Annotated in this window: 16 protein-coding genes and 2 pseudogenes; 13 read left to right on the forward strand and 5 right to left on the reverse strand. The window is 53.2% G+C overall.

Going from position 1 to position 15,634, the window contains the following annotated elements; all coding sequences use genetic code 11:
- Positions 1-46 precede the first annotated feature (46 nt).
- The 7 genes from mlaF to murA are packed head-to-tail and all read left to right on the forward strand — an operon-like array spanning position 47 to position 4,648.
- Positions 47-874, forward strand: coding sequence for a phospholipid ABC transporter ATP-binding protein MlaF (gene mlaF, locus CBE72_RS08495; RefSeq protein WP_100143160.1), 828 nt, complete (start codon positions 47-49; stop codon positions 872-874).
- Entirely contained in the window at positions 861-1,646 is a 786-nt protein-coding gene (gene mlaE, locus CBE72_RS08500) for a lipid asymmetry maintenance ABC transporter permease subunit MlaE (RefSeq protein WP_100143161.1), read from the forward strand. Before mlaF ends, mlaE begins: the two co-directional genes overlap by 14 nt.
- A 43-nt stretch (positions 1,647-1,689) precedes the next feature.
- The gene (gene mlaD, locus CBE72_RS08505; protein WP_100143180.1) at positions 1,690-2,163 is read left to right on the forward strand and encodes an outer membrane lipid asymmetry maintenance protein MlaD; all 474 of its coding nucleotides are present in this window, start codon (positions 1,690-1,692) and stop codon (positions 2,161-2,163) included.
- A 10-nt stretch (positions 2,164-2,173) separates the two neighbouring features.
- Positions 2,174-2,830, forward strand: a complete 657-nt coding sequence (locus tag CBE72_RS08510; RefSeq protein ID WP_100143162.1) for an MlaC/ttg2D family ABC transporter substrate-binding protein — start codon at positions 2,174-2,176, stop codon at positions 2,828-2,830.
- Positions 2,827-3,114, forward strand: coding sequence for an STAS domain-containing protein (locus CBE72_RS08515; protein ID WP_062793920.1), 288 nt, complete (start codon positions 2,827-2,829; stop codon positions 3,112-3,114). Before CBE72_RS08510 ends, CBE72_RS08515 begins: the two co-directional genes overlap by 4 nt.
- A 7-nt stretch (positions 3,115-3,121) precedes the next feature.
- Positions 3,122-3,379, forward strand: coding sequence for a BolA family protein (locus CBE72_RS08520; RefSeq protein WP_025012084.1), 258 nt, complete (start codon positions 3,122-3,124; stop codon positions 3,377-3,379).
- 9 nt (positions 3,380-3,388) lie between these two features.
- Entirely contained in the window at positions 3,389-4,648 is a 1,260-nt protein-coding gene (gene murA / locus CBE72_RS08525; RefSeq protein ID WP_100143163.1) for a UDP-N-acetylglucosamine 1-carboxyvinyltransferase, read from the forward strand.
- 626 nt (positions 4,649-5,274) lie between these two features.
- Here murA and CBE72_RS08530 read toward each other — a convergent pair.
- The 3 genes from CBE72_RS08530 to CBE72_RS08540 form a co-directional block, all read right to left on the reverse strand.
- Positions 5,275-6,162: a phosphoribulokinase gene (locus CBE72_RS08530; RefSeq protein ID WP_100143164.1), complete on the reverse strand. Its 888-nt coding sequence runs from the start codon at positions 6,160-6,162 to the stop codon at positions 5,275-5,277.
- Between the two features lie 94 nt (positions 6,163-6,256).
- On the reverse strand, positions 6,257-6,514 hold the full coding sequence (locus CBE72_RS08535) for a YheU family protein (protein WP_100143165.1): 258 nt from the start codon (positions 6,512-6,514) through the stop codon (positions 6,257-6,259).
- Entirely contained in the window at positions 6,498-7,475 is a 978-nt protein-coding gene (locus CBE72_RS08540) for a hydrolase (RefSeq protein ID WP_100143181.1), read from the reverse strand. Before CBE72_RS08540 ends, CBE72_RS08535 begins: the two co-directional genes overlap by 17 nt.
- Positions 7,476-7,597: 122 nt before the next feature.
- Between CBE72_RS08540 and CBE72_RS08545 the strand changes: the two genes are divergently transcribed.
- Both CBE72_RS08545 and CBE72_RS08550 read left to right on the forward strand, forming a co-directional pair.
- Positions 7,598-8,104 (forward strand): TAT leader-containing periplasmic protein, encoded by a 507-nt coding sequence (locus CBE72_RS08545; protein ID WP_100143166.1) that lies wholly within the window; start codon positions 7,598-7,600, stop codon positions 8,102-8,104.
- Positions 8,105-8,123: 19 nt separating this feature from the next.
- The gene (locus CBE72_RS08550) at positions 8,124-9,737 is read left to right on the forward strand and encodes a GMC family oxidoreductase (RefSeq protein WP_100143167.1); all 1,614 of its coding nucleotides are present in this window, start codon (positions 8,124-8,126) and stop codon (positions 9,735-9,737) included.
- Here CBE72_RS08550 and CBE72_RS08555 read toward each other — a convergent pair.
- Both CBE72_RS08555 and CBE72_RS08560 read right to left on the reverse strand, forming a co-directional pair.
- On the reverse strand, positions 9,697-10,149 hold the full coding sequence (locus CBE72_RS08555) for a TIGR02444 family protein (protein WP_100143168.1): 453 nt from the start codon (positions 10,147-10,149) through the stop codon (positions 9,697-9,699). The genes CBE72_RS08550 and CBE72_RS08555 overlap by 41 nt on opposite strands.
- Before the next feature lie 44 nt (positions 10,150-10,193).
- Complete coding sequence (locus tag CBE72_RS08560; protein WP_100143169.1) at positions 10,194-12,101, reverse strand: ABC transporter ATP-binding protein; 1,908 nt, start codon at positions 12,099-12,101, stop codon at positions 10,194-10,196.
- Between the two features lie 406 nt (positions 12,102-12,507).
- On the opposite strand from CBE72_RS08560, the gene CBE72_RS20315 reads away from it, so the two are divergent.
- From CBE72_RS20315 to CBE72_RS08580, 4 genes and pseudogenes are all read left to right on the forward strand, one after another.
- On the forward strand, positions 12,508-14,412 hold the full coding sequence (locus CBE72_RS20315) for a DNA/RNA non-specific endonuclease (protein WP_206191792.1): 1,905 nt from the start codon (positions 12,508-12,510) through the stop codon (positions 14,410-14,412).
- 6 nt (positions 14,413-14,418) lie between these two features.
- A complete protein-coding gene (locus CBE72_RS08570) occupies positions 14,419-14,745 on the forward strand; it encodes an immunity protein YezG family protein (RefSeq protein ID WP_100143170.1) in 327 nt (108 codons plus the stop codon).
- 159 nt (positions 14,746-14,904) lie between these two features.
- Positions 14,905-15,408: pseudogene (locus tag CBE72_RS08575) on the forward strand (transposase); the annotation flags it as partial.
- Positions 15,409-15,501: 93 nt separating this feature from the next.
- Positions 15,502-15,634 (forward strand): annotated as a pseudogene (locus CBE72_RS08580) (alpha-amylase family glycosyl hydrolase); the annotation flags it as partial.

Raw genomic sequence — 15,634 nt, forward strand, 5'->3', positions numbered from 1 at the left:
GCGCCGTAACTTGAATTCCACTAGACAAGGTCTCCATTTCATTTTGATGCCGGAATCCAACAAGCAGCAAAATCCTTCTCCCCTGGTCGAGGTCAACAACCTCGGCTTTAGTCGTGGGGCGAGGGTGATTTTTGAGCAGGTAAGCCTCACGATTCCCAGGGGTAAAGTCACTGCCATCATGGGGCCCAGCGGCATAGGCAAGACCACGCTGCTGAAGCTCATCGGCGGGCAGTTGACTCCGGATCACGGTGAGGTGCTGTTCGATGGTCAGGATCTTAACAAGCTGAGCCGCCACGAGCTGTTTGAAGCTCGTAAGCGGATGAGCATGTTGTTCCAGAGCGGTGCCCTTTTTACCGACATGAATGTGTTCGATAACGTGGCCTTTGCTCTTAGGGAGCACTCTGGGCTGCCGGAAGCCATCATCCGCCGCATAGTGTTGATGAAGCTTGAAGCCGTAGGGCTTCGCGGCGCGGCGCAGTTGATGCCAAGCGAACTCTCCGGCGGAATGCAGCGCCGGGCAGCCTTGGCCCGTGCCATAGCACTCGAGCCGGAAATGGTGCTGTATGACGAGCCGTTTGCCGGTCAGGATCCCATCTCCATGGGAGTGCTGGTGAAGCTGATTAAAGAGCTGTCCGATGCTTTGAATCTCACCTCTGTGGTGGTTTCCCATGACGTGGGCGAAGTGCTGAGCATTGCCGACTATGTGTATGTGATCGCCGACAAGCGCATCATTGCCCAGGGAACACCGGTCGAACTCCGGCAGGCCGACAATCCACAGCTGAGGCAGTTTATCGACGGTATGCCGGACGGCCCCGTGCCTTTCCACTATCCGGCGCAGGATTATCAGAAGGAGTTGCTCGGTGAGCTTGACTGATTCGATAGCCAATCTTGGCCGCAATGCGCTGAGTCTGGTGACTGGGCTCGGCAAGGCCGGATTGATGCTTTGGGGTGCCCTGGTGCAACTGCCACGGCCACGCAAAGGCTTGCCACTGCTGATAAAGCAGGTGTATGTCGTCGGCGTGCAGTCCATGGTGATCATTTTGGTTTCTGGACTGTTTATCGGCATGGTGCTGGCGCTACAGGGCTACAACATCCTGGTGGACTTTGGCACCGAAGAGAGCCTGGGCCCCATGGTGGCGCTGAGTTTGCTCAGGGAGCTTGGGCCAGTGGTCACCGCCTTGCTGTTTGCCGGCCGCGCCGGTTCGGCCCTGACCGCTGAACTGGGGTTGATGAAATCCACAGAGCAGCTCTCCAGTTTGGAGATGATGGCGATAGATCCGCTACGGCAGGTGATTGCGCCGCGCTTCTGGGCCGGGGTGATCAGCATGCCGCTGTTGGCCTTGATGTTTACCACTGTAGGTATCTATGGCGGTTATCTGGTTGGGGTCGAATGGAAAGGTATAGACAATGGCGCCTTCTGGTCGATTCTGCAGGCCGCGGTGGAATGGCGGCAGGACATAGTTAACTGTCTGATTAAAAGTTTTGTTTTTGCCATAGTGGTGACCTGGATAGCTCTCTATCGTGGTTATCAGGTGGTGCCTAATCCGGAAGGGATTAGCCGCGCGACCACCCAGACTGTGGTGCAGTCCAGCCTGGCGGTATTGGCGCTGGACTTCTTATTGACGGCGCTGATGTTTGCCCGCTGATTTTGGCGCCGGCGCATAATGGATGATTAACTCTGGTGACTCTATGTTGACACGAAAAATTGAATTTATGGTGGGGCTCTTCCTGTTGGCCGGACTGGTGGCTTTTTTGCTGTTGGTATACAAGGTGGCCAATGTGGAGGTGCAATCCTCTAGCAATACTTACACTCTAATGGCCAAGTTCAGTAATATTGGCGGCCTTAAAGTACGTTCGCCGGTCAAAGTGGGCGGTGTGGTTGTCGGTCGGGTGAGTCAGATCACTCTGGATCCCAAGCAGATGGTGCCTGTAGTGACCCTGACCATGGACAAGCGTTACGACCAGTTTCCCGAAACCAGCAGCCTGGCTATCTTAACCTCGGGCCTGCTGGGTGAGCAGTTCCTCGGTCTGACCCCAGGGTTTATGGATGACGATATCGCGATTTTGCAAGATGGCGATCGCATCGACGATACCCGTTCGGCGCTGGTGCTGGAGGATCTGATTGGGCAGTTTTTATATAGCATGGGTTCAAAGGACAACTAGGAGCACTGAGATGTTTAAAGGGATAATCCGTAATCTGTTGGCCGTCGCCTGCCTGGCGTCTGCAACTGTGGCACAGGCAGCCGATATCGATACCAGCAACCCTTATATCATGGTGGAGCAGGTTGCCGACAAGACATTCAATCGTTTTCATCAGGACAAGAGCATCATCGACAGCAATCCGGATCACCTCAAGGTGATCGTTAAAGAGGAGTTGATGCCTTATGTGGATTACAAGTACGCCGCTTACAAGGTGATGGGCCAATATTTGCAGCAGACCACCAGAGAGCAGCGTGATGCCTTTGTCGATGCGTTTGAGGGCTATCTGGTTTCCACCTATGCCCAGGCTTTTACCGAGTACACTAATCAGAAGGTGGAATTTGGCCGCGCCATCGACTTCAGCCAGGAAAAGATAGTCGAGGTGAATGTACAGATCATTGAAGCGGGTCGTCCGCCCATCAAGCTGCAGTTCAAGGCGCGTCGTTTGAAGGACGACAGCTGGAAGGCCTTCGACCTGGTTGCCGAAGGTGTCAGCTTGCTGGCCTCCAAGCAATCGGAAGTCACTACACTCATTCGCCAAAAGGGCATAGATGCCGTGATTGAGATGCTTAAAGAGCGCACTCAGGTTCACGTGGATCCCAATGGCCCTAAAGGCAAGGATGCGCTATGAAGCTGGAGCCACAGGGCGATAGCTGCAAATTGAGCGGGCGTTTGACTCAAGAAGAGGTCGCCCGCTTGTGGAAGACGCGCAAGACACTGCTGCCGGACGATGTGCGCCGGTTGGATCTCAGCGAGCTGACATACTCGGACAGTGCCGGCATGGCGTTTCTAATGGAGCTTGTCAGTCTCAGAAAGGGGGAGCTGACCCTGGCTTCTCCCTCGCCACAGGTGCGTAAGTTGATCGCCCTGTATGATTTGGATGCCTTCTTTACCACAGAGGGCCAAACTAGGTAAGTTTCCAATGGATACCAAAGAGATAGAACAAATATTAAAGGATTCACTCTCGTTGACGGAAGTCTATGTCAGCGCCGAAGGCAGCCATTTCAAGATAGTGGCCGTGGGTGAATGTTTCGATGGCATGAGCCGTATCAAGCAGCAGCAGGCCATCTATGCGCCCCTGATGGACAAGATCACCAGTGGTGAGATGCACGCGCTCAGTATCAAGACTTTTACGCCTACCCAGTGGCAGCGTGAAAAAATCTTCAACATGCCAGCCTAGAGTATCAATGTGGATAAACTGAAAATTCAGGCAAGCGGTGCGCTTGCCGGTAACGTGGTGATCTCCGGCGCCAAGAATGCTGCCCTGCCTATCCTGATGGCCGGGGTGCTGGCCGAATCGGAGTTTCTGGTTTCCAATGTGCCCAACCTGAGGGACGTCAGCACCAGCTGTAAGCTGCTACGCTGTCTCGGCGCCGACGTCACCGAACTGGGGCAGGGCCAGATACGTATCGATGCCAGCGGTATCAATGAGTTTTGCGCCCCTTATGATCTGGTGAAAACCATGCGCGCCTCAATTCTGATCCTGGGGCCCTTGCTGGCACGTTTCGGTAAGGCGGATGTGTCTCTGCCGGGTGGCTGCGCCATAGGAGCCCGGCCGGTGAACCTGCACCTGCATGGCCTGGAGCTGATGGGCGCCAAGATAGAAGTTGATGAAGGCTATATCAAGGCACGGGTCGATGGTCGCCTCAAGGGCGCGCATATCTTTATGGATATGGTCAGTGTTGGTGCCACAGAGAATCTGCTGATGGCCGCGGCCTTGGCCGACGGTGAAACCGTGATTGAAAACGCCGCCCGTGAACCCGAAGTGGTGGACCTGGCCAAGTGCCTTATCGCCATGGGGGCCAAGATTGAGGGCGCCGGAACCGCCACCATACGGATCCAGGGGGTGGAGAAGCTCAATGGTTGCCGTTATCGGGTGATGCCGGACAGAATTGAGACAGGCTCGTTCCTGGTGGCTGCAGCTGTGACTCGTGGCCGGATCCGTTGTCTGGATGCCGATCCCGGCTCGCTGGAGGCTGTGCTGGCCAAGCTGGAAGATGCCGGCGCCGAAATCCTTACCGGCAGCGACTGGATAGCCCTGGACATGAAGGGCAAGCGTCCCAAGTCAGTCAATATCAAGACTCTGCCTTATCCCGGTTTCCCGACCGATATGCAGGCGCAGTTCTGTGTGCTCAATGCACTGGCAGAAGGCACAGGCACTATCACGGAAACCATCTTTGAGAACCGCTTTATGCATGTGCCCGAGTTGAACCGTATGGGCGCCAATATGGAGCTGGAAGGCAATACCTGTATCATTCACGGTATTGAGCGGCTCAATGGTGCTCAGGTGATGGCGACCGATCTGCGGGCGTCGGCCAGTTTGGTGATTGCCGGACTGATGGCCGAAGGCACCACAGTGGTGGACCGTATCTATCATCTGGATCGGGGCTATGAACATATCGAAGATAAGTTCAAGGGTCTTGGTGGCTCGGTAGAGCGCATTTCCTGATCCTAAGCCCAGATAAAACCGCTGGGATGTCGGTTTTTGAAGGGCTTCACCGATGAGCGGGAACAGAAAATAGCAACGGCTGGAAAGTATTTTGTTTTGCGATAAAACAATTACTTTCCAGCCGTTTTCGATCTCAGAACTTACCTTACTTATTGGGTAGTCGTAAGAGGTTGAAGGGGTCGCTAGAACGCCATATTCCGCTGACATTTTGCCGCAATATCTTGCCAGTTGAGTCTCTGTAGGTTCAGCGAGGAGCCTGCGGTTTTAACAGATTCTGACGCCGAACTATTGACGAGATAAGCATGACAAGCGAGAACGGTTGGCCAACGGCAATCAGTCGCTAATTTTGGGTTAAGTTATAGATAAATAAGCTATTTATCTATATTAATTACGGCGGCAAATCTACCGTCAATTAATGGGAGATATAGAATCTTAGTTGGGGGTGTCTAAAGCCGATGAGGTTGTTGACATACTCGAGGGAACAAACAGATCAAGATGGGGGAATCTATCCCCAAGAGTATGTCAACCATCAGTATTTCGCCTGAAATCCCGATGGCTGTAATTTACCCCTTTAGACTTAAATCAAACTTAATCGAGTATGAAGCCCACATTTATCTGCATCCAGCCTATTCAATATCCTGCTCCAGCAGGGCTTGGCGTTTCTCCATCAGATCCTTAATCAGCGGGGTTAGAATGAGTTCCATTGCCAGTGACATCTTGCCTCCCGGTACGACCAGGGTGTTGATTCTGGACATAAAAGCCCCCTGGATCATCTTCAAATAATAGGGGAAGTCGACATTGTTGATGCCGCGAAAGCGGATCACCACAAAGCTTTCATCCAGACTGGGAATATCCTTGGCACTGAAGGGGTTGGAGGTATCTACCGTAGGGACCCGCTGAAAATTGATATGAGTGCGGGAGAATTGCGGCGTCATGTGATTGATATAGTCGTCCATCGAACGCACGATTGAGCCCATCACTTTTTCACGGGTATGGCCGCGCTCAGAGGTATCGCGGATGATCTTTTGGATCCACTCCAGGTTGACTATGGGTACCATGCCAATCAAGAGATCCACGTGTTGGGCAACATTGCTTTCGCCGGTCACTACACCGCCGTGCAGCCCCTCGTAGTAGAGCATATCCGTGTCTTCCGGTAGCGGCCGCCATTGGGTAAAGGTACCCGGCATCTGGTTGTAAGGTACGGCCTCATCGAAGGTGTGCAGGTAGGAGCGGGTTTCCCCTTGTCCCGTGCTGGCATAGTCGGCAAAACACTTTTCCAAGCGGGCAAAATCATTGGCCTCAGGGCCAAAATAGCTGATGTTGCGGTTTTCGGCCTTGGCCTTGCGGATCATCACTTCCATTTCGGCGCGGGTATAGTGGTGAAAGCTGTCCCCTTCTACCATGGCCGCGTTGATCCCCAGCTGCCTGAAGATGTGACTGAAGGCGGTTGTGGTAGTCGTGGTTCCGGCACCCGATGAACCTGTCACTGCGATAATTGGATGTTTTGCAGACATTTTTCCTACCTATTTCAAAGAACTTGAGCCACGGGCTAACGATCGGTGGGTTAACCTTTGGTTAACTACTTATAAAGGAATGCAGGGGGGCGGGTCAATCATGGGTAAGTGGAGTTCGGCGCATGATCTCCTCGCGGGAGCGGATCGCAATGGACTCATCGTCTTCACCAAATTCGACCAGCAAATGCCCGCTCTTGAGCGCCAGGCGGCACTTGCCGATGGCCTGCTCCAACGCTTCGTCACCCAAGGCATCGAAGCTGCCATCTTCTACCTGAGAGAGCAGGTATTCCTTAATCAGGTTGTCCAGGGTGTCCTTGGGCAGTTGCAGCAGGGATTCATAGGGTATCAGCATGAGTTGACTCCGTTAGATAACGCAGCAATCGCTGCTCCAGATAATAGCGTGGTCGCCATGGTGTGCCGCCCTCGATAAAGCCCACATGGCCGCCATTGGCATGCAGTTCATACTCGACGCAGGCGGGCAGATGCGCCAATGAAGGGATTACGGCGTCCGTCATAAACGGGTCGTCTGCGGCATGCAGAATCAGGGTCGGCTTGGCTATCTTGCTCAATAAAGGCAAGGCGCTGGCCTTTTGGTAATAGTCATCGACACCGTTGAAACCGTGCAGTGGTGCCGTCACCTGATGGTCGAAATCATAAAAGGTGTTTAGCCGTTTGATGGCTTCGCCATTCAGCGGCAACTGGCTGTTGCCCCGCTCGAGTTTCAGCAGCATTTTTTGCTGCAGTTGGCGGATGAGATAACTTTGATAAACCTTGGAGAAGCCTTTCTCCAGCCGCTTGGCGCAGGATGCCAGCGCCAGCGGTGCCGATACCACGGCTGCGCGACTGAGCAGGCTTTTCTCAGCAAATTCTCCCTGGTACTTGGCCAGTACATTGCCGCCGAGGCTGTAACCGACCGCCAGCAGAGGCGAGTGGGGATAGCGCTGCTTTAGGGTTTGCAGGCTATGGCTGATATCGGCCGTATCACCGCTGTGGTAACTGCGCGCCAGGCGATTGTCTTCACCCGAACAGCCTCTGTGATGGTGCACTACGGCGGCCAGCCCCCGCTTCTGACACTCGCGCAGCAGGCGGCGGATATAGTGGGAGTCGGCGCTGCCCTCTAGCCCATGCAGTATTACCAACAAGGGCTTACCCGGGATAGGCGCTTTGAGCCAGTCGAGGTCGATAAAGTCGCCATCTTCCAGTTCCAACCGTTCACGTTGCAGCGGCAACCCCGCCACCTTGGTCAGCACTGGAATGATAGTTTGAAAATGGGGGCTCTTGGCCCACCAGGGCGGGCGAAAACTGCTACTCATGATATCTCGCATGCAAAATGGCCTATTGCCGTGGGCGCTTTGCTGTGGTTAATTGGTTATCGGCCGAATTGTAACACAGATGTCAGCACAGCCGAGTGCAGGGAAATGACAGGAGGACAGGCATGCAAAGACGGCAGTTTCTACTGTGGGCTTTGGGGGGAACAACGGCGCTGGCGTTAGGCGTCAGCCTCTATGTAGATGAGGAGATCGTCAGCTTGAGTGAGCGGGAAAAGCCTCATGACCTTCTGCTCGGCGCCTTGATCCCAGTATTGTTGGAAGGCGCATTGCCGGAGATTAGCAAGCATAGAGTCGATGCCATCAATCGCACTCTGGATGCGGTCAATCAAACCCTTAAATGGCTACCTAAGGCCCAGCGTCAGGAGCTGGAACAGCTGCTCGACATGCTGGAAAACCGCTTTGGCTTACTCTTGCTGAGCGGCAGTATGACGCCTCTGATGTTGCGCAGTCCCAATGAATTGGTCGGTATGCTGGAGTCTTGGCGCAGCGCTTGGATGGCGCTGCTGCAACAAGCCTATCTTGGTCTCAGAGAACTGTTGATGGCGAGCTATTACGCCTGCCCTGAGCATTGGGGCGGGCTTAACTACAGCAAGCCGAAACTGGCCCTCTAATACCCCACAGGAGACACATTTGCCGATAGTTGATCCCATTTTGGCCGGGTTGGCCGCAGGTTGGAAACATACAGATGGAGCCTCTTTGACCGAGGATCTTGAACTGGAGACGGATGTCGTCATCATAGGTACAGGTGCCGGCGGCGGTACGGCGGCTGAAATATTGACTCAGGCGGGGCTCAGAGTTTTGCTGTTGGAGGCCGGGCCGCTCAAGTCATCCTCTGACTTTGTCATGGAGGAGCGCCGCGCCTATCCAGAACTCTACCAGCAAGCGGCGGCGATGAAGACCCTGGATAAGGGAATAGGTATTTTCCAGGGCAAGTCGGTCGGCGGCTCCACTACAGTCAACTGGACCACTTCGATTCGCACCCCAAAAGCCACTCTGGACTATTGGCAAAGCCTTGGGGTTAAAGGTTTGTCCCGCAGCGAGTTGGATCCCTGGTTCGACAAGATGGAGCAAAGGCTCAATATCAGTCGTTGGCCGATAGATCCCAACCGCAACAACCAGGCTCTCAGGGATGGCTGTGTCGAGCTAGGCTGGGACTACACAGTTATCAAACGCAATGTGCTGGGCTGCTGGAACACGGGGTACTGCGGCATGGGCTGCCCGGTGAATGCCAAGCAATCCATGCTGGTCACCACCATACCGGCTGCCCTGAACGCTGGGGCTGAGTTATACAGCCATGTTCGCGCCGAGCGCTTCGAGCATCATGGCGAGCGGGTTTTTGCTCTCAGAGCCGAGGCGCTCGATGGCTATAACAAGCCCACTGGAGTCAAGTTGATGATCCGTGCCCGTCATTATGTGGCGGCGGCCGGGGCAATCCACACTCCGGCATTACTGCTGCGTTCACAAATGACAGATCCCTATCAGCGCCTCGGCAAGCAGACCTGTTTACACCCAACCGTGCTCAGTGGCGCCCGCTTTCGGGAGGCAATCAATGCCCACTCCGGGGCACCGCAGTCGATATATTCGGATCAGTTTGTTTGGCAAGATGGTGCTACTGGTCAACCAGGATATAAGCTGGAGGTACCGCCGGTGCATCCTGTGCTTATTGCCTCCAAAACCCTGGGCTATGGGCCACAGCATGCCGAGCTGATGTCCTGGTTCAATCATCTGCAGGTCACCATAGCCCTGATCCGGGATGGCTTTTCGCCAGAATTGCCCGGTGGCCAAGTACTGTTGACAGATAAAGGCACTGCGCTGGATTACCCTCTGACGCCGGCCCTGTTTGCCGCCGCCAGAAGGGCTTTTGCCAGCATGGCCGAGCTGCAGTTTGCCGCCGGTGCTGAGCAGGTTATGCCTATCAATGAGGGCGCCGGAATTTTGTCCTCTTGGCAAGAGGCCAAACAGGTTATAGCCAATATGCCGCTGGCGCCACTGAAGACCATAGTGGCTTCGGCACATGTAATGGGCGGCTGCGCCATGGGCGAAGACAGGCAATTATCCTGGGTAAACAGTGAAGGTCAGGCACATTACTACAGCAATCTATCTGTGATGGATGGTTCTGTATTTCCCAGCAGTTTGGGGGCCAATCCTCAATTGAGCATCTATGGTTTGACGGCGCGGAACGCCAGCCGATTGGCTCGGAGACTCAAGCGGGAGCCAGCAGTGCAGGGTGTTGCTGAGGGCTGAGGTTGAATAGCGCCAGATAAGTGCTGAGATTGTGTCGCTTGTCTTCAGCGATGCTGCGAGGCAGACCGTTGAGTTTATGCAGTATTAAATGCTGACCTCGACGTTCCATTTTGAGTTCGACATCCAGCATCTGTTGGTATTCTGTTTGCTCCAGATTGGGTTTGGCTAGCCGTCTAAGTCGGCGGTAGGGGTGCAGAATGCCGCTTTCCCACTGTGCTATATCGGTATGCAATTGAGACCAAGACTCGCAGTCGAGAGCGACACGTTTATCGTCCAGTGTCAGTGCAAGTAAGATCAGGTTCACTATCAGGCCATGTTTGTCCTGTAGCTCTATCAGCAACTTTTCCAGCGAGGGGTATAGCGCTTCGCACTCCTGCCAAAGATTGGGGGTAAATAGACTCGTATGGGGCACAGAGTTCTCCTTTGGGTTAACTTAACGGCTTGGCCGAATCCAGTTTAAAGACCCGATTCGGCTTCGATGGCGTCTATCTCTTCCTGAAGTTCCAACCAGTTCATTTCGCTTTCTTCCAGCGCCTGCGAAAGTTGGGTGCGCTCGGCGAGGATCTCCGTCAGTCTGGGCTTTTGCTCGGCCTCGTAGAGAGCAGTGTTCGCCAGCAGATTTTCCAGCTCCGCCAATCTGTCGGTAGCCTGGCTCTGCTCGGCTTCCAGTTTGGCCTGGCGTTTCTTCAGTGGTGATAGTTTTTGTCTCAATTCAGCTTCCAGGCGCTTTTGCAGCTTCTTGTCCTGGGCTGGTGAGGCTTCGTCAACCTGGGACACACTCGCCGTTGCGGCCTTGGCGGCATCCAGCAACCACTGGTGATAGTCGTCCAGATCGCCATCGAACATCCGCACTTCGCCGCCGTCGACCAGGTAATAGTCGTTGCAGGTGAGTCTCAGCAGGTGACGGTCGTGGGACACTATCACCATGGCGCCTTCAAAGCCCTGCAGCGCAACGGTCAAGGCGTGGCGCATCTCCAAATCCAGGTGGTTGGTGGGTTCATCGAGCAGCAATAGATTGGGGCGTTGCCACACCAGCAGCGCCAATACCAGACGGGCCTTTTCACCACCGGAGAAGGGACGCACTTGGGCAAGTGCCATATCTCCCTGGAACCCAAAACCACCGAGGAAGTCTCTCAACTCCTGTTCGCGGGCATTGGGTGCCAAGCGCTGCAGATGCTGCAGCGGGGTATCATCCAGCTGCAGAAACTCTATCTGATGTTGGGCAAAGTAGCCGATATTGAGCCCGGGATTAGGCTCGTACAGGCCGCGCATGGGCGAGAGCTGCTCAGACAGCAACTTAATCAGGGTAGACTTACCGGCACCGTTGCGCCCCAACAAACCGATGCGGGCACCGGGTACCAGATTGAGATGCACCTTGTTGAGAATAGCCTTGTCGCCGTAGCCGACCGACACATCTTCCATCTTCACCAAGGGGTTGGGCAGCGCATCCGGCTCGCGAAATTCCATATAGAAAGGGCTGTCGGCCTTGGAAGGCATCAACTCAGTCATCCTTTCCAGGGCCTTCAGGCGGCTTTGGGCCTGTTTGGCCTTACTGGCCTTGTAACGGAAGCGGTCCACAAAAGACTGCATGTGCGCCCGCTCTCGCTGCTGGCGTTCATAGGCCACCTGTTGCTGGGCCATACGTTCGGCACGAGTGTGTTCAAAGGCGCTGTAGTTACCCTTGTAGAAGTTAAGTTTCTGGTGTTCAACATGGACGATTTCGTCCACTATGGCGTCGATAAAGTCACGGTCGTGGCTGATCAGCACCAGCGTGCCTTGATAGGATTTAATCCAACCTTCCAGCCAGTACATGGTATCCAGATCTAGGTGGTTGGTGGGCTCATCGAGCAGCAATAATTCTGAGCGACACAGCAGTGCCTGCGCCAGATTGAGACGCATCCGCCAGCCACCGGAGAAGCTCTTCACCGGATGGCTCTGCTGGGCCTCGCTAAAGCCAAGCCCTGCCAGCAGAGTACCGGCACGGGCGCGTATGCTGTAGCCGCCGATGGCATCAAGCTTGCCGTGCAGTTCGGCTATCCTGTGGCCATTATCCTCTGCTTCAGCCTTGGCCAGTTGGGTTTCGAGCTCGCGAAACTCACGATCGCCATCGAGCACATATTCCAGTGCCGAGACGTCCAGCGCCGGGGTTTCCTGAGCAACAGTTGCGATGCGCCACTGGGATGGCACGCTGATCTCGCCTTTGTCCAGGTGTAGTTGCCCTAGAATCAGGGCCAACAACGAGGACTTACCCGTACCGTTGGCGCCGACTAATCCCACCTTGTGGCCGGGATAAATAGTCAATGAGGCCTCGTCAAGCAAGGTCTTGGTGCCACGGATCAACTGGGCATCGGAAATGGTGATCATGAATACTGCTTTGGAATACGCTGAATTTATGGAGCCAGATGATAGCCCAGAACCCCGGTCTCAGGCTATAGCAGCAACACTTTGCTGTGAGCTTACACCAGGCCTAAAAGGCTTATAGTCGTTTAGAAGGGGGTGTTGCCCTCAAAAGGACTGTTTTGTGGCAAGCAAACCGAAAAATATCGGGAAAAACTAATGTTTTCAAGGTGACTGAGCTGCATTTCTTCAGTACTTGCAGTACCATCCAAGCGCGCTCAAAAAAGCGCCACAGGAAACAAGGAGTTTTACCAAGGGAGCCTCATTACCTTGGGGCAGACAGGGAGAGTCATAGATGGGCGTGATCCGCGTAGTCAGTATGGCTGAGTTGCATCTCAGTGATGCCGGGCAGATTGAGGCCAACTGGCAAAGCTTGAGCAATGAACAGTTGGTATCTTTGGCACCGTCCGGGCGCTCGCTTGAGCAGCTCAAGCGGGAACTGACCGATGGCAACTGGGTGCTTCTCAGTGATGCACCAATCTTGCCACTATTTCGTTATCAATCCGGCGACTGGGTCGCCAACATTCAAGACGGTATTTCCCCTCACGCCGTTAATCAGATCCAAACGCGTTTGGCTTCGGCTGGAAGCAGTGCTTACTTTAAAACATCCACCGGCAGCCTGGCCCCGGCCATCGAACCAGTTTACAGCCCGGATCCCAGCCTGACTCAGATTGCGCCCACCACTGCGCCAACGGCTAAAATCAGTCCCAAGTTCGCTCAAGCCAGACGCAGGTTGGAGTTGGAACTGGTTTACGACGACAAAGAGGAGACGGCGGCAGGTAAGGTGCCCTATAGAGTCGAATTCAGTGATGGTTCGCAAAAGAGCGGGGTATTGAATGCCAAGGGCTGGGCCTGCATGGAAGATTGCCCCAACGGGGAAGCCACAGTGATCTTCGGCGATGAGGCTGAGCGCCAAAGTGCAGAGCAAAGGCTACCCGGCCTCTACCGTCAGTTGGCGGCGTCGCTGGACACCGCGGCAGCGGAAATGGCCAAGAAAAGCGAACAGTTGGCCGCACAGGTGGATGTTCAGCAAATCAGTGACAGTTTCAGGCAAAAAGTGGATGCACAGCTGGCGGAGCTAACGGCTCAGCGAGAGCAGTTCAACCAGCAGCAAATCTGGCAGCAAGTCTTGCAGACCGGCCTGGCTTACAAGCAGGGGCTGCGTCAGGGTACGGCCAGTGTTATGGACGATTTGCTGGATTTCAATGGCTTGATGGCATTCCTTGAGGAAGCAGATATCAGTCTTTCTTTGTTGCTCGAGGCGATAATGACAGGCGATGTCGATGCTCTGGAGACCAAACTGGCCCAATGGCGTGCCCGCAGTGAAAATGGCTTGAAGGCCACAGGTGAGGCGATGGAAATGCTGATCTTGCTGTTAAAAGACGAGCATGTCCGGGCCTTATTGCAATCACTGCCACTGCGTTATCTCGACGCCCTTCCCAAAGATAAGCTGGCCGAAATAGTCGGTTATATGCATAGCCGGGTCAGTTTGGATGGCATGTTGGAGATGTCTCTTGTCCTGCTTGCGGCGCTGGTTGGCAGTATCTTTGGGATGATCCTGATGTTTCTTGTTGTGACCAAGAGACGGGCCAGCCGGATTATCAGCCCGGCCAGCAGCGTATTGGAAGATATCGCCAAGGCGCAAAAGGCGATTAGGAACGACCATGCAATTCAAACTTATATCGGAAAACACCAGACTCCACTGAATAGCAAGACGCCAAAGGGTGATGTTGACACTCCTTTGAAAAGTCAGGAAAATGCGGGTGGAGATGTTCCAAACAGGAAAGTAATAGAGTTAGAGCCTGGGCAAAAAGGAGGCTGGAACAAAACGCTCAATAAGCAGCTAGATCCAAATACCGATTATAAAGTCGGAAACTATACCTATCAAACGGACAGCGCCGGAAATGTCAATCGTGTTCATGGAAAACTAAAGCTAGAGACGCGCGATCGAAATACTCATCAACAAACAAAATCTGCTGAAGCTAACGGCATCAAAGATGGTTTGCAGACGGACGATGGTGGTCATTTGGTGGCATCAATATTCGATGGTCCGGGAGAGCAGATCAATTATTCTCCGATGAACTCAAATTTGAATAGAGGTAGGTGGAAGAGAATGGAAAACAAATGGGCTGATGCGTTGAAATCTGGAAAAGAAGTAAGTGTGGACATTAAGCCAATATATGAAGGTGCTAGTAAGCGGCCAACAGCCTTTGATGTAAAATATTGGATTGACGGTAAGCAGAAACAAACATTTTTCGAGAATAGGCATGGTGGGTGATATCTAATGGACAGGACTTTAGATGAGATTTATTTGAGCATTGCTCAGGCTGTTGTAGATTCCATTCAGGAAAGTTGGGATTTAGTAAAAATCGAAGTGGAATACGTTGATGACACTGCTGAATTTGATTGTATTTATGTGAGATCAGACTCCGAAGAAGAAGTGGATTTTGACGTTGAATACCAAATGTACAAGGATTTTAAAGCGTTACACGAAATAACTACTGAAGATAATAGTAATCTTTGGAATAGGGCGTTGTTTTCACTTAAACCTAGTGGTGATTTTAATATTGACTTCAAGTGGGACGAAGAGTTAGCACAAGATTCATTGTAGGTTAAAAGGTCAATTTTTCTATTAAGCCTGCGCGTATTGCCATCATCCGATCCAGGACGATCTGCACTTGAAGAAAACAGGACAGCCATATCTTTTTGATGTTTCGCCAAGCCTTGACTAGGCTTTGATATACCCATCAAAGCTAAGTCGAGGTTGGTTATGACCACAGCCCGTCGCCAGTTGATAGATGCTGAAAGTACGCCTTTTTACCACGTGATTAACCGCTGCGTCCGAAGGGCATTTTTGTGTGGTGAAGACGAACTGTCGGGGCGCAGTTACGAGCATAGACGTGGCTGGATAGTGGATAAAATCAGGCAGTTGTCGTCAATATTCTGCATCGACGTTTGCGCTTATGCGGTTATGAGTAATCACTACCATTTGGTGCTCAAAATCGACCTTGCTGCGCAACAATCGTTGTCACCATTTGAAGTCATCGAGCGTTGGACATTGCTCTTTAGCGGCAATCCTGTGGCGGCAAAGTTCCTCAAGGGCGATAGTCTCTCAGAAGGTGAGCGAATACTGTTGGATACGCTGATTAGCGATTGGCAGAAACGCCTTGGCAGTATCAGTTGGTTTATGCGCTGTTTAAACGAAGATATCGCCCGCAAGGCCAATCGAGAAGATGGCTGCAAGGGCGTATTCTGGGAAGGACGCTTTAAGTCGCACGACAAAAAACAGGACAGCCATATCTTTTGATGTTTCACCAAGCCTTGACTAGGCTTTGAAATACCCATCAAAGCTAAGTCGAGGTTGGTTATGACCACAGCTCGTCGCCAGTTGATAGATGCTGAAAGTACGCCTTTTTTATCACGTGATTAACCGTTGCGTGAGAAGGGCATTTTTGTGTGGTGAAGACGAACTGTCGGGGCGCAGTTACGAGCATAGACGT

The organism is Shewanella carassii (assembly GCF_002777975.1).
Lineage (GTDB): Bacteria > Pseudomonadota > Gammaproteobacteria > Enterobacterales > Shewanellaceae > Shewanella > Shewanella carassii.

Excerpts from the sequence above, each read along its gene's own strand:
- mlaF (WP_100143160.1), top strand. The coding sequence starts at position 47 with ATGCCGGAATCCAACAAGCAGCAAAATCCTTCTCCCCTGGTCGAGGTC.
- mlaD (WP_100143180.1), top strand. The coding sequence starts at position 1,690 with ATGTTGACACGAAAAATTGAATTTATGGTGGGGCTCTTCCTGTTGGCC.
- CBE72_RS08510 (WP_100143162.1), top strand. The coding sequence starts at position 2,174 with ATGTTTAAAGGGATAATCCGTAATCTGTTGGCCGTCGCCTGCCTGGCG.
- CBE72_RS08515 (WP_062793920.1), top strand. The coding sequence starts at position 2,827 with ATGAAGCTGGAGCCACAGGGCGATAGCTGCAAATTGAGCGGGCGTTTG.
- CBE72_RS08520 (WP_025012084.1), top strand. The coding sequence starts at position 3,122 with ATGGATACCAAAGAGATAGAACAAATATTAAAGGATTCACTCTCGTTG.
- CBE72_RS08530 (WP_100143164.1), bottom strand. The coding sequence starts at position 6,162 with ATGTCTGCAAAACATCCAATTATCGCAGTGACAGGTTCATCGGGTGCC.
- CBE72_RS08535 (WP_100143165.1), bottom strand. The coding sequence starts at position 6,514 with ATGCTGATACCCTATGAATCCCTGCTGCAACTGCCCAAGGACACCCTG.
- CBE72_RS08540 (WP_100143181.1), bottom strand. The coding sequence starts at position 7,475 with ATGAGTAGCAGTTTTCGCCCGCCCTGGTGGGCCAAGAGCCCCCATTTT.
- CBE72_RS08545 (WP_100143166.1), top strand. The coding sequence starts at position 7,598 with ATGCAAAGACGGCAGTTTCTACTGTGGGCTTTGGGGGGAACAACGGCG.
- CBE72_RS08560 (WP_100143169.1), bottom strand. The coding sequence starts at position 12,101 with ATGATCACCATTTCCGATGCCCAGTTGATCCGTGGCACCAAGACCTTG.
- CBE72_RS08570 (WP_100143170.1), top strand. The coding sequence starts at position 14,419 with ATGGACAGGACTTTAGATGAGATTTATTTGAGCATTGCTCAGGCTGTT.